The sequence below is a fragment of the Hydrogenophaga sp. GW456-12-10-14-TSB4 genome, assembly GCF_059424305.1.
In genome coordinates, this window is sequence record NZ_JBWKZH010000023.1 from 31179 (window position 1) to 44442 (window position 13264).

The 13264-nt window shown below is 70.3% G+C and carries 11 protein-coding genes; 3 read left to right on the forward strand and 8 right to left on the reverse strand.

Features of this window, described 5'->3' with window-relative positions; all coding sequences use genetic code 11:
• Position 1: 1 nt before the first annotated feature.
• The 3 genes from AC07ZS_RS13245 to AC07ZS_RS13255 are packed head-to-tail and all read right to left on the reverse strand — an operon-like array spanning position 2 to position 4141.
• On the reverse strand, positions 2–868 hold the full coding sequence (locus tag AC07ZS_RS13245; protein WP_494799009.1) for an FAD binding domain-containing protein: 867 nt from the start codon (positions 866–868) through the stop codon (positions 2–4).
• Entirely contained in the window at positions 861–3158 is a 2298-nt protein-coding gene (locus AC07ZS_RS13250; RefSeq protein ID WP_494799010.1) for a xanthine dehydrogenase family protein molybdopterin-binding subunit, read from the reverse strand. The genes AC07ZS_RS13245 and AC07ZS_RS13250 overlap by 8 nt, the downstream gene beginning before the upstream one ends.
• Positions 3159–3160: 2 nt before the next feature.
• Positions 3161–4141 carry a Bug family tripartite tricarboxylate transporter substrate binding protein gene (locus AC07ZS_RS13255; protein ID WP_494799011.1) on the reverse strand — a complete coding sequence of 327 codons (981 nt, stop codon included), beginning with the start codon at positions 4139–4141 and terminating at the stop codon, positions 3161–3163.
• 237 nt (positions 4142–4378) lie between these two features.
• Between AC07ZS_RS13255 and AC07ZS_RS13260 the strand changes: the two genes are divergently transcribed.
• Positions 4379–4921 carry a MarR family winged helix-turn-helix transcriptional regulator gene (locus AC07ZS_RS13260; protein ID WP_494799012.1) on the forward strand — a complete coding sequence of 181 codons (543 nt, stop codon included), beginning with the start codon at positions 4379–4381 and terminating at the stop codon, positions 4919–4921.
• On the opposite strand, the gene AC07ZS_RS13265 is transcribed toward AC07ZS_RS13260, so the two are convergent.
• The 5 genes from AC07ZS_RS13265 to AC07ZS_RS13285 form a co-directional block, all read right to left on the reverse strand.
• Complete coding sequence (locus tag AC07ZS_RS13265; RefSeq protein ID WP_291117532.1) at positions 4918–5886, reverse strand: PDR/VanB family oxidoreductase; 969 nt, start codon at positions 5884–5886, stop codon at positions 4918–4920. The two genes, AC07ZS_RS13260 and AC07ZS_RS13265, sit on opposite strands and share 4 nt — an antisense overlap.
• A gap of 10 nt (positions 5887–5896) precedes the next feature.
• Positions 5897–6925, reverse strand: a complete 1029-nt coding sequence (locus AC07ZS_RS13270; RefSeq protein WP_494799013.1) for a Rieske 2Fe-2S domain-containing protein — start codon at positions 6923–6925, stop codon at positions 5897–5899.
• A gap of 43 nt (positions 6926–6968) precedes the next feature.
• Positions 6969–7193 carry a recombinase-like helix-turn-helix domain-containing protein gene (locus AC07ZS_RS13275; protein WP_494799014.1) on the reverse strand — a complete coding sequence of 75 codons (225 nt, stop codon included), beginning with the start codon at positions 7191–7193 and terminating at the stop codon, positions 6969–6971.
• Between the two features lie 18 nt (positions 7194–7211).
• A complete protein-coding gene (locus tag AC07ZS_RS13280; protein WP_494799015.1) occupies positions 7212–8186 on the reverse strand; it encodes a VOC family protein in 975 nt (324 codons plus the stop codon).
• A 184-nt stretch (positions 8187–8370) separates the two neighbouring features.
• The gene (locus tag AC07ZS_RS13285) at positions 8371–9252 is read right to left on the reverse strand and encodes a transglutaminase-like domain-containing protein (RefSeq protein ID WP_494799016.1); all 882 of its coding nucleotides are present in this window, start codon (positions 9250–9252) and stop codon (positions 8371–8373) included.
• 167 nt (positions 9253–9419) lie between these two features.
• Here AC07ZS_RS13285 and AC07ZS_RS13290 point away from each other — a divergent pair, with 167 nt between their 5' ends.
• Complete coding sequence (locus AC07ZS_RS13290) at positions 9420–11972, forward strand: ABC transporter permease (RefSeq protein ID WP_494799017.1); 2553 nt, start codon at positions 9420–9422, stop codon at positions 11970–11972.
• On the forward strand, positions 11972–13102 hold the full coding sequence (locus AC07ZS_RS13295) for a lipocalin-like domain-containing protein (protein WP_494799018.1): 1131 nt from the start codon (positions 11972–11974) through the stop codon (positions 13100–13102). The genes AC07ZS_RS13290 and AC07ZS_RS13295 overlap by 1 nt, the downstream gene beginning before the upstream one ends.
• Positions 13103–13264: the final 162 nt, after the last annotated feature.

A 13264-nucleotide genomic window follows, 5' to 3' on the forward strand; every position in this document is an offset into this window, starting at 1 on the left:
CTTACTCCTGGGGCAGGCCGAAGAGGCCCGCGATGTTGCGCCGCGCGACCACGCGCACCATGTCGCGCCGGAAGTCGGCGTCGCCGCGGGCGTCGGACACGGGTTCGATGTCGGCGGCGACGATGTCGGCGGCTTCGGCCGCCACCTCGGCAGTCACGGTCTTGCCGACCAGCCAGGCCTCGGCACGCGGCAGGCGCAGGGGGATGGGGGTGGACGCACCGACCGCGATGCGCGCTTCGGTGCACACCGCGCCCTGGCGCCGCGCCACGAAGGCCACGCTGACCAGCGGCCGGTGCTCGGCCGCGGTGCGCAGGAAGCGCGCGTACTGGCCACTCGCATCGGCCGGCATGGCGGGCACGCGGATCTCGACCAGCAGCTCGTCGGGTTCGAGCGCGGTGGTGTAGTAGTCCACCAGGAACTCGGTGAGGGGCAGCAGGCGCTCGCCGCGCGCGCTGGCGAGCACCACCTGTGCGTCCAGGGCCATCAGGCAACCCGGCGGGTCGGTCGACGGGTCGGCGTAACAGAGGTTGCCGCCGATGGTGCCCTGGTTGCGCACCTGCGGGTTGGCCACGCGCGAGGCCATGCTGGCAAGCATGGGCCAGCGCTCGCGCACCAGGGGCGAGGCGGCCACGTCGGCGTGCAGCGTGAGCGCGCCGATGCGCAGGCCGCCGCGCTCGTCGAGCGCGATGCCGCGCAGCGCCGTCAAGCGGCCCAGCGACACCAGGTGCGACGGCGTGAGCATGCGCTGGCGCATGCCGAGCATGAGCGCGGTGCCGCCGGCGATCACGCGGCATTCGTCGCCCAGGTCGGCCAGCATGCTGCTGGCCTCGGCCACGCTGGTGGGTTCGAGGAAATCGAAGTCAAGCATGGGCCGTCTCCTTCAGGGCGCGCAGCGCGGCCAGCACTTTCTGCGGCGTGATGGGCAGGTCGGTGATGCGCACGCCCACCGCGTCGTACACCGCGTTGGCGATCGCCGGTGCGCCGGGCAGGATGGCGGTCTCGCTCGCGCCTTTGGCGCCGTGCGGCCCGTTGGGTTCGTGGGATTCGACCAGCCCGCCGCGCAGCATGGGCACGGCGTCGGCGGTGGGCATGTTGTAGTCGGCGAAGTTGCCGTTCATGAGGCGGCCGCCCTCCAGCTGCAGGTGTTCGTAGAGCGTCCAGCCCATGGCCTGCACGGTCGCGCCGTTGGTCTGGCCGTGGATCGCCAGCGGGTTGAGCGCCTTGCCGCAGTCGTCGCTGACGTAGCTGTCGATCACCGTGACCTGCCCGGTCTGCGTGTCCACCTCCACCTCGACCGCCTGCGCGGCGAACGAGTAGGCGGGCGCGATGTTGCCGTAGACCTGGTCGTCGTGCATCTGGGTCTTGGCGTCCCAGCTGCCCATGACCTGGATGCCCTCGCCGCCGTGGCGCCAGATGTGCTGGCGCGCCACCTCGGCCAGCGTGCGCCGCTGCCCGGGTTGCTGGCGCACGCGGATGTGGCCCTCGGCGAGTTCGAGCTGGTCGGCCGGCGCATCGAGCATCTGCGCCGCCATGGCCAGGAGCTTGTCGCGCGCGGCGTTGGCGGCCACGATGGCGGCGTTGCCCGCGGCCATGGTCACGCGCGAGGCCAGGGTGCCGATGCAGAAGGGCGCGGTGTCGGTGTCGGGTGCGATCACGTGCACGTGGGCCAGCGGCAGGCAGAGTTCGTGCGCCACGATCTGGCTCAGCATGGTCATGGCGCCCTGCCCCATGTCGCCTTCGCTGGAATGCACCACCACGCGGCCGTCTTCGTTGACCTTGATCACCACGGTGGAGCCGTCCCAGTTGCCGATGGTGCGGTTGCCGCTCACGTGCATGGCCGCGGCCATGCCCACGCCGCGCCGGCGGCTGCCCGTGCCCGGTGCGCGCGTGCGCTTCTCGCGCCAGCCGATGGCCTCGGTGCACTGGGCGATGCATTCCAGCAAACCGGTGCTGCCGATCTGCCAGCCGTGGATCGAGGTCTCGCCGCGCCCGATGGCGTTGCGCCGGTGGATCTCCACCGGGTCCAGCCCGAGCTGCTCGGCCATGGTGTGGATGTGGCTGTTGAGGGCGAACAGCATCTGCGTGCCGCCGAAGCCGCGGAACGCGCCGTGCGGTGGCGTGTGCGTGTAGGCCATGGTGGCGTGCGAGCGCACGTGCTGCAGGCGGTGCATGTTGTCGCTGCGCATGGCGCTGACGTGCATGACCTCGGGCGAGAGGCCGCAGTAGGCGCCGCAGTCGGCGACGATGTGCACGTCCTTGGCGACGATCAGGCCCTCGCGCGTCATGCCCAGCTTGAGCGTGATGCGCTCGGGCACGCTGGAGCACGCGGCCTGGAAGTCCTCCAGCCGGTTGTTGACGAGGCGCACCGCGCGCCCGGTTCTGAGGGCCAGCAGGCCGGCCACCAGTTGGTTGTCGTCTTCGACGATCTTGCCGCCGAAGCCCCCGCCCACCGTGGCCGCCACCACCCGCACGCGCGAGACCGGCAGCTCCAGGGCCGCGGCCAGGCGCGCGCGCGCCAGAAAGACCGACTGCGTCGAGGTCCAGACCTGCAGGCGCCCGTCCGGGTCGAGTGCGGCCACGCTGGCCATGGGTTCGAGGTAGCCCGGGTACTGCGCGTGCGTGGTGTAGGTGGCCTCGTGGATCAGGTCCGCCTGCGCAAAGCCCGCTTCGACGCTGCCGCGCTCGAAGCGGATTTCGTGCGCCACGTTGCCGCGCCCGGGGTGCACGCCGGGGGCACCTTCGGCGAGCGCGTCTTCGGGGGTCAGGAGCGCGGGCAGTTCTTCGTACTCGATGCGGATCAGGTCCAGCGCATCGCGCGCGATCTCTTCGGTGGTGGGGGCCACGGCCCCCACCTCTTCGCCCGCGAAGCGCACCACCCCGTCGGCCAGGATGCGGCGCTCCTTCTGGTGCACGCCCCACATCGTGCGAGGCGCATCGGCCCCGGTAAGCACCGCCTTGACGCCGGGCAAGGCCAGCGCCGCCGAGGTGTCCACGCTGACGATGCGCGCATGGGGGTAAGGGCTGCGCAGGATCTTGCCGTGCAGCATGCCGGCGACCTTGATGTCGCCGGCGTACACCGCGCGGCCCAGCACCTTGGCGCGGGCGTTGACCTGCGGCGTGTCGCGGCCCAGGGTGGATTCGCTCGCTGCTGCGCTCATGGTCAGTCGGCCTGGATGTTCAGCTCTTTGATGAGCTTGGACAGCCGCGCGTAGTCGTCGGCGTTGATCTTGGCCAGCGCCTCGGGCTTGCCGCCCACCGGGCGCGAGCCGAAGGTCGCCATCTTCTCGATGACATCGGGCATGCGCAGGATCTCGTTCATGTGCTCGTTGAGCAGCTTGACGATCGCTGGCGGCGTGCCCTTGGGCGCGAAGATGCCGTTCCAGGCGCCGAGCTTCACGTCCTTGTAGCCCTGCTCGGCCACGGTGGTGAGGTTCGGCACCAGGGGGCTGCGCTCGCCGTCGGTGAGCGCCACCGCCACCAGCTTGCCGGTCTTGAGGTGCGCTTCCACGGCACCCAGCGTGGGGTAGCCCATGGTGACCCGGCCCGCGAGCATGTCGGGGATCATCGGGCCGACGCCGCGGAACGGCACGTGCTGCACCTGGATGCCGGCGGCGCGGTTCAGCCACTCGGCCACGATGTGCATCGGCGAGCCCGCGCCCGGGCTGGCGTAGGTGAGCTGCTTGCCGGCCTTGGCCTGGGCCACGAGGTCGGCCACGGTCTTGATGCCGCTGTCCGGGTGCGTCACCAGCAGCACCGACTGCATCGCCGTCAGCACCACCGGCTCGAAGCCGTTGAGCACGTCGTAGCTGGCGTTGGGCGCGAGCTTGAGCACCATGGGCGCGGTGGTGAAGGGGTTGGGCGTGAACAGCAGCGTGTAGCCATCGGGCTTGGCGCGCGAGACGTAGGTGTTGCCCAGCGTGCCGCCCGCACCCGGCTTGTTCTCCACGATCACGGTCTGCTTGAGGCGCTGCGACAGCTTGTCGGCAAACAGCCGCGCCGTGGCGTCGGAATCGCCACCGGGGGGATAGGCGACCACCAGGCTGATGGTTTTTTCCGGGTAGGCCTGGGCGGCCGCGCCACCCGCCAGCAAGGCCGTGGCCGCCATGGCCAGACCCATCCACTGTCGACGATCCATTTTCATCATGCGCTCCTGTGAAGGCGATTCATGCGGTTGTGGGGTGCGGGTGCCGGCTTTTTGCGCGCTGGCCACCGGTTTCATATCGGAAACGCAGGTTCACAACAGAAACGAGACCATCGTAGGCTTTCGTCGTTGACTGATCAACGATGATTTCCCGATTTATGACAATTTGTTGCAATTTTGTTGATCGATCAACGATCGATCAGCGGTGTGCCCTGTGGCTTCCCTGAGAATGGCCCCATGTCCCCACACCAGCCCCTGCCGCCCGAGACCGGCACCGACGACACCGCCAACCCCTGGACCGATCTGGCGCCCGATGGCGCAGGCCTGGCGGTGCACGATTTCCTGACCACCATGTTCAGCCACACCAGCAACGGGCTGCGGCGCGCGATCACCCTGCCCTACGCGGACCGCTTCGAGCTCACGGTGTCGGAATGGCGCATCCTCTCGGTGCTGGCGCACGCGGGTTCACTGCCATTTGCGGAACTGGTGGAACTGGCGGCCGCCGACAAGGCGCAGGTCAGCCGCGCGCTGCGGCTGCTGGGCGATCGGGGGCTGGTGGAGATGCAGACGCCGGGCCCGCGGGGGCGCAAGGGCCTGATCTGCCGGATGACCGAGGCGGGTGAGGCGCTGTACGGGGAAATCATGCCGCTGGCGCGGCGCAGCCAGGCGCAGATGATCCTCACGCTCAGCCGCGACGAGCGCCGTGTGCTGTACACGGTGCTCGGCAAGCTGCGGCGGCAGTGCGGGGCTGCCGCCGACGACGGCTCGATCGACGCTTAGATGTCCAGGACGAGCCGGTCGCTCTTGCAACCGGAGACGCAGACCATCATGGCCTTGTTGGCCGCGCGCTCGGCGTCGGTCAGCACCATGTCGCGGTGGTCGGGGATGCCTTCGAGCACCTTGGTTTCGCACGAACCGCAGATGCCCTCTTCGCAGCTGAAGGGCACGTCGGCGTTGATCTCGATCAGGCGCTTGTGCAGCGTGGTGTCGGGCGTGACCTCGAACATCTGGCCGCTGCGGCGCAGCTCGACGGTGAAGCTGGTCTTGGCGTCGTCCGCCGCCGCCACCTCGACCGCCGCGAAGCGCTCGATGTGCGCCTGGGTGTGGCCCAGCGCGGCGCAGGTCTTCTCGAAGTTGTCCAGCATCACGGCCGGACCGCAGGCGTAGTAGTGCTCGCTGGCCGAAGGCGCGCGACGGCCCAGCAGGGCCGGGAGGTCGGGCGGGCCGCCCTTCTCGTCGTCGAAGTGCCAGGTCACGGGCACGCCCAGGGCCTCGATCTCGGCGACGAAGGCCGCGCTCTTGCGCGAGCGGGCGAAGTACAGGAACTCGAAGCTGCGGCCCAGGTCCTTCAGGCGGCGCGCCATGCACAGCACGGGCGTGACGCCGATGCCGCCGGCCACCAGCACGGTGTGCGAAGCCTCTTCGTGCAGGCCGAAGTGGTTGCGCGGCGCGCTGATGGTGATGCGCATGCCCACGCGCAGTTGCTCGTGCACGCAGCGCGAGCCGCCCCGGCTGGCGCGGTCCTTGAGCACGCCGACCACGTAGCGGTGGCGCTCCTGGCTGGGGTTGCACAGCGAGTAGCTGCGCACCATGCCGTTGGGCAGGTGCAGGTCGATGTGGGAGCCGGCCTCGAACGCGGGGAACACGACGTCGGGGGCCGGACGCAGGTCCACGCTGATGATGTCGTCGGCTTCGTGACGCAGCGTGTGGACCCAGGCTTGCAGGGTGGTGGCGTTGTTGCTCATCCCGCGATTCTCACACGGGCTTGTCGAGCTGGGCCTTGGCCAGGTTTCTGAGGTGGCGGCGCAGGCGCACGATGCCCATGTCGTGGGCGTACAGGTGCTCGCGCTTGTTGGCGTCGGGCTCCATGTTTTCCACCGCCACGCGGTCCTGCTCCAGCACGTTCCAGTGGCGCTCTTCCAGGCGGTTCTTGTACAGGAAGCGCCAGGTGTCGCGCTGCCAGCCGGTCACGCGGCGGCAGCGCCAGTGGAACACGCCGGAGGTGCGGCTGCTGATCGGGGTGTAGCTGCCGATGATGGTGAAGTTGCCGCCGGGGCCGCCGGTCTTGGGGTACGGGATCTCCAGGCGCATCACGTGGATGCCCAGGTCCATCCACTCGGTCCAGTCGAAGTTGACGCCGCGCTGGCCCTTCTTCTCGAAACAGAAGCCGTTGGGGATGTCGCGGATCTGGAACTCGGCCTGGCTGTCGCCTTCGCTCATGGTGTGCGACTGCTTGTGCAGGTACACGCCGTGCATGGGGTCCATGACGTTGTCGATCACGTAGCGGTAGTCGCCGCCCCACTCGGTGTAGCAGAGGAAGTTCGACCACTCGGGCGAGGTCAGTTCCTCGGGCAGCTGCAGCGGCGGCGCCTGGTCCAGGATGGGGTTGCTCGCGTTGTAGAGAAAGATCGCGCCGGCCGCTTCGGCGGCGTGGAACATGCGCGCGGGGCGCGAGCCTTCGAGCTTGCAGCCGGGGCTGCCGGGCACGCGGGTGACGGTGCCGTCGCAGCGCACCTCGACACCGTGGTACGGGCAGGCCAGGCGGTCGCCCAGGTTCACCCCCAGCGAGAGCGGCGCGCCGCGGTGCGGGCAGTGGTCTTCCAGCGCGTGGACCTGGCCGGCCTGGTCGCGCCAGAGCGCGATCTTGTAGCCCAGGCGGCGGATCGAGATCGGGTCGTTCTTCACGAAGCTGGACGGGCAGACCGGGAACCACAGGTCTTTGAGGCCGACTTCGAGGACGGCGTCGACCGGGTCGAGCTGAACGTTGATGACAGAGGTATCCATGGACGTGTCTCCTGGCGATGGGCTGGGTTCGGGCGGCGCGCGGTCAGGCGCCGAGGCGGGCCATTTCCTGCTGGAAGGACGGCTCGGTCCAGCGCTGGCCGTTGGGGCCGGAGGGGCCCGCATCGTTGAGGTAGTTCACCACGCCGGCGAGGTCGTGGATGCCCTGGGCGTAGGCGCGTTCGATCGAATCGCCCAGCAGGCCCTCATACGAGGTCGGCGGTGCGGTGCGCGTCTGGTGGGTTTCGTTGTACAGATCGGGGGTTCGCATGTCATGTCTCCTTCGGTGTCATTCCGTGGGCGGCTTGGGCTTGTCGGTCATGAATTTGCCGCTGGGCGCGGCGGCGTTCACCTGGCGGCGGGTGTTGCCGTCGATGCCACCCTTGATGGCCCATTCGGCGAACACCGTCGGGCCGGGCGTGAATTCGCGCGGTTGCCAGTCGGCGGTGAGTTCGTCCTCGTCGGTGTAGTACTCCACCAGCGCGCCGGCCGGGCTCTCGAAGTACCAGAACATGGCCGACGAAATCGGGTGGCGGCCCGGGCCGAGCTCGGTGCTCCAGCCGCTGCGCGACATGTGCATGCCGCCGCCGACCACCTCGTGCAGGTCGCGCACGGAAAAGGCCACGTGGTTCAGGCCCCGGCGCGGCTCGGGCGGTTGCAGCAGGAACAGGTCGTGGTGCCCGCCTTCGGCCGCGCAGCGCAGGAACAGGCCGCGCTCGGGGTACAGGTCGGAGACGACGAAGTCCAGGTTGTCGATGTAGAAGGCGCCGGTGGCCTTGAGGTCGGTCACGAAGAACACCACGTGGCCCACCTCGACCGGCGTGGCGCGGTCGTAGGCCGGGCTGCGCTGGTTGCGGCGCGGGCGGTCGCTCCAGGTGTTGACGAGCGCGCTCTCGATCTTCACTTCGCGCTTTTTCGTGAGCTGCAGGCGCACCGCCAGGCCGTTGGGGTCGGTGCAGCCGAAGCGGCCGTCGGCGTCCACGAAGCCGGGCTGGCTCTGCAGGCGGCTGCGGTAGAGCGCCAGGCTCTCGGCCGTGTCCACGCCCCAGACCACCTCGCGCAGCGTCGGGTCCGGCTCCACGCCGGCCGGCAGGCCGGGCTTGTCGGAATGCGCGACGACCACGCGGCAGCCGTTGAGCGACTCGAACACCAGTTCCTGGGGCGACTCCTGCACCAGCGACAGACCCCAGTCCAGGAAGAACTGGCGGCAGCGCGGCAGGTCGGCGGCTCCGTAGGTGATTTGATCGATGCCCAATACGCTCATCTGCAATCCTTGAAGTGCCTGGGCGCTGCGGGCGCCCAATGTTTCTTTAGTAAACCCGTGTTTCTTACTTGAAACGACCTGAATTCTACCGGCAAACCTCCTGCGAGGGAAGTGGCATGCAGAGTAATTTGGTCGGCTATGTGGCCGGGGGTGCCCGGCCAGAGAACCCGGCCGCAGGGCCGCCTCAGGCGCCCGCTTGCCAGCCGCCGTCGGTGGACAGGGCTTCGGGCCGGTGCACGGGCATCAGCCAGCCGTGGCGGGGGCTGGTCTGGGCCGAGATGTCGATGCGCGGCGCGTGCGTGTCCACACCGCCAAAAATGGTGGCAAACGAAGCGTCGGCCGCATCGCGGCCGGTGCCGATGCGCAGGAAACCCATGGGGATCGCGGTGCCCGAAGGATCGAAGATGTACCAGCGGTGGCCCACATAGGCCTCCACATAGGCATGGAAGTCGGTCGGGCCCAGGGCGGGGTCGGCGCCGAAGTCGATCGCGGTGGTGAAGCGCGCGGGAATGTTGAGCGCGCGGCACATCGTGATCATGAGGTGCGCGAAATCGCGGCACACGCCTTTGCGGTCGTTCATCGTGTCCAGGGCCGAGGTCATGGAGTTGCTGGTGTTCGACTCGAACGTCACTTGGCTCTGCACCCATTGCTGGATCGCCTGCACGCGGCGGTAGCCCTGCGGCATCTGGCCGAACAGCTGGTTGGCCATGGCGGTGACGCAGTCGGACTGGCAGTAGCGGCTGGGGTAGATGTAGGCCAGTGCTTCGGGTGGCAGTTGGGCCACCGGCGTTTCGAACACGCTGTCGGGTGGCGCCACGTGGTGCTCGATGTCCACCGTGGCACGGTAGCGCACCGACAGCGGACCCGGGCCGGCGCTCAGGCGCAGCGTGCGCGTGCGCGTGGCCGCGTCGGTGTGCATCAGCAGGGGAACGGGCTGGCTGACCTGCAGCTGCTCCCAGCTCACGGTCTGCTGCGGCGAATGCGCGGCCTGCACGTTGAAGATGAAATCAGCACCGGGAGGGTGGATCTCGTACTGCAGATCGATGGCGAGGTGAATGCGAACCATGGGGATCACCGTGTGGGGAGAAGTGGACCCGCCTCGCGGCGGGCAGCAGCGCGTGGGTGCGCTGTGTGATCGGTGAGCGCCAGACAACCGTTGGGCCATCTTACGCGCGCCCCCGGTTGGCCGTCGGTGCGCTGCCCCACCAAACCCGATGGGCTTAAGCTCAAGCCATGCGCTCGCTGCTCTCGACCTTTTCCCTGCAAGAGTTGCGCCACCACCCCTGGCGCAACGCCTCAGCCGTGGTGGCGGTCATGCTGGGCGTGGCGCTGGCGTTCGCGGTGCACCTGATCAATGCCTCGGCGCTGGCCGAGTTCTCCAGCGCGGTGAGCTCGGTCAACGGCCAGCCCGACGTGGAGCTGCGCGCGCGCCAGGGCACGCTGGACGACGCCCTGCTCGCGCGCGTGGCCGCGCAGCCCGGTGTGGCGCTGGCCAGCCCGGTGCTCGAAGGCCCGGTGCAGGTCGTCGCGAGCGACGGCGGGCGGCTGAGCGTGAAGCTGGTGGGCGTGGACGCGCTGGTGGTGGCCGGCCTCTCGCCCGCCTTGATGCCGGTGGCCGACGGCGACGGCGCCACGCGGCGCTTCGACCTCTTCGCGCCCGACGCGGTGTTTCTCAACGCGGCCGCGCAGCAGGCCCTCGCGGGGCAGCCCCGCCTGCCATTGCAGAACGGCGCGGTGCTGCGCGTGGCCGGCCGCGTGAACGCGCCCGGCGCGCCCTTGCTGGTGATGGACGTCGCCGCCGCGCAAGACCTGCTGGACCGCGTGGGCCAGTTGAGCCGCATCGACCTGCGCCTGGCCCCCGGCGCGCGCGCGGCCGAGGTGCTGGCCGCCCTGGCCCTGCCCGCCAACGTGATCGCTCAGCGGCCCGAGCAGTCGGGCGAGCGGGTGAGCAACCTCTCGCGCGCCTACCGCGTCAACCTCACGGTGCTCGCGCTGGTCGCCCTGTTCACCGGCGCCTTCCTGGTGTTCTCGGTGCTCTCGCTCTCGGTGGCGCGGCGCCAGCCGCAGTTCGCGCTGCTGGGCGTGCTGGGCCTGTCCAGCCGCGAGCGGCTGCGCCTGGTGCTGGCCGAATCGGCCCTGCTCGGCCTGCTGGGCAGCGCGCTCGGCATCGCGCTGGGCACGGCGCTGGCCGCGCTCGCACTGCGCCTGCTCGGCGGCGACCTGGGCGGCGGTTACTTCTCGGGCGTGACACCGCCGCTGCTGTGGAGCCCGCTGGCGGCCGGTGTCTACCTGCTGCTGGGCGTGGTGGCCGCGCTGGTGGGCGGCTGGTGGCCCGCGCAGGCCACCGCCCGCCTGGCGCCCGCGCTCGCGCTCAAGGGCCTGGGCGCCCCGCTGCGGCCCGGCGCGCGCCGCCACACGCTGGCGCTGGCCCTGGTGCTGCTGGCCGCCGCGATGGCCTGGGCGCCACCGGTGGCGGGCATTCCGCTGGCGGCCTATGTGTCGGTGGGCCTGCTGCTGGTGGGCGGCATCGCGGCGCTGCCGCTGGGCGTGGGCTGGCTGCTGGACCGCATCGCCCCGCGCATCGCGCGCCATGCGCTGCCGGTGCTCGCGGTGGAGCGCGCGCGCCGCCTGCGCGAGACCGCCGCCGTGGCCACCAGCGGCGTGGTCGCGAGCCTGGCGCTGTCGGTCGCGCTCACGGTGATGGTGGCGAGCTTTCGCGACTCGGTCACGCACTGGCTCGACGCCGTGCTGCCCGCCCAGCTGTATGTGCGCAGCGTGGGCAGCGGCGCGGGCGACGGCAGCCACCTGCCGGCGGCGTTCGTGGCCGGCGTGGCCGGCGTCGAGGGCGTGGCCCGCGTGGACACCTTGCGTGCCACGCCGGTGCAGCTTGCGCCCGAGCGCCCCGCCATCGCGCTGCTCACGCGCCCGCTGGAGACCACGCCCGGCGGCACCTTGAGCCTGCCCCTGGTCGGCAACGCCCTGCCCGCCCCCGCCGCACCCGATGGCGCGCGCGTGGTCGCGGTCTACGTGAGCGAGGCCATGGTGGACCTCTACGGCGCCCCGCCCGGCAGCTGGTTGCCGGCGCTGGCGCAGGCCTTTGCCGAGCCGCAGGTGCGCGGCACGCGCTTCTTTGTGGCGGGGGTGTGGCGCGACTACGCGCGCCAGCACGGCAGCGTGGTGATGGACCGCGCCGACTTCGTGCGCCTGACCGGCGACGCGCGCGTGAACGACCTCGCGCTGCACCTGGCCGAAGGGGCCGACGAAAACACCGTGCGCGAACGCATCCGCGCAATCGCCGAGGCACAGGGCGCGGCGGATGCCATCGAGTTCGCCTCGGTCGGTCAGATCCGCGCCAACTCGCTGCGCATCTTCGACCGCAGCTTCGCCGTCACCGTGTGGCTGCAGGCGGTGGCGATCGGCATCGGCCTGTTCGGCGTGGCCGCGAGCTTCAGCGCGCAAGTGCTGGCGCGCCGGCGCGAGTTCGGCCTGCTCGCGCACCTGGGCCTCACGCGGTCGCAGATCCTGGGCGTGGTGGCGCTCGAAGGCCTGGCCTGGACGGTGCTCGGCGCCCTCGCCGGCCTCGCGCTCGGTCTGGCCGTGAGCCTGGTGCTGGTGCACGTGGTCAACCCGCAGAGCTTCCACTGGACCATGGACCTGGTGCTGCCCTGGGCCCGCCTGCTCGCGCTGTGCGCCGCGGTGGTGGTGGCCGGCACGCTCACCGCCTGGCTCGCCGGCCAGGCGGCCGCCAGCCGCGACGCGGTGCGCGCGGTGAAGGAGGACTGGTGATGAACCCGCTGCGCCGCCAACTGCTGATCGCCTCGGGCGCCACCGTGCTCGCCCTGCCCCGTGCGCAGGCGCAGACCCCGCACCGCCCGGGTGAGGCGCTGCGGCCGCGCGCACTGCACTTCCCGCGCGACCACGGCACGCACAACGAGACGCGCACCGAGTGGTGGTACCTCACCGGCCAGGCCAAGGACGCGGCGGGGCGCGACTTCGGCTTCCAGGTGACGTTCTTCCGCAGCCGCGTGGACGGCACACAGGGCCTGCGCAGCGCGCTGGCCGCGAAGCAGCTGCTGTTCGCGCACGCGGCCATCACCGACGTGCAGAGCGGCCGCTTGCTGCACGACCAGCGCATCGCGCGCTGGAACGGCGAGCCACCCACCTCGACCGAGCGCGGCGTGTTCGCCAGCGCCGAAGACACGCACGTGGTGCTGCGCGACTGGTCGCTGCAGCGCCTGCCCGACACCGGCCACTACACCACGCGCGTGGTGGGCGACGAACTCGGCATCGACCTGAGCGCCGTGCCCGAGCAGGCCTGGCTGCTGCAGGGCGACCAGGGTTTCTCGCGCAAGGGCCCGGACGCCTCGCAGGCCAGCTTCTACGTGAGCCAGCCGCACCTGGCGGTGCAGGGAACACTGACGTTGAAAGGCCTGCGCTTCGAGGTGCGCGGCACGGCGTGGCTGGACCACGAATGGAGCGAGGCCTTGCTGCACCCCGAGGCGGTGGGCTGGGACTGGATCGGCATGAACCTGTTCGACGGCCACAGCCTCACGGCATTTCAGTTGCGGCGCAAGGACGGGAGCAAGCTCTGGGCCGGGGGCTCGTTCCGCGCGGCGGGCAGTGCGCAAAGCAGCACCGACCTCTACCGCTTCAGCCCGGGCGAGGTGGACTTCCAGCCCCGACGCTGGTGGACCAGCCCGCTCACGCGCGCGCGCTATCCGGTGGAATGGGTGGTGCGCACGCCGGGCGATTTCTACACGGTGAAGGCGGTCATCGATCCGCAGGAACTCGACAGCCGCTCCAGCACCGGCACGGTGTATTGGGAAGGGCTGTCCGACCTCATCGACAGCAACGGGAAGCCCGTGGGGCGCGGGTACCTGGAGATGACGGGGTATGTGCAGCGCTTGGTGCTGTGAGGCATTCAACTTTCGATTGAACCAACCTCACTCTCGACGGATGGTGGGGTTCGCGGGCGCAGGCGCCGATTCGCGGTTGCCACAGAGGGTGCGTGAGGCAACCGTGTTGATGAAGTCACCCCTGAGCGCTCGGGCAGTCGTCCGCGAGCAGCGCCGGAGAAC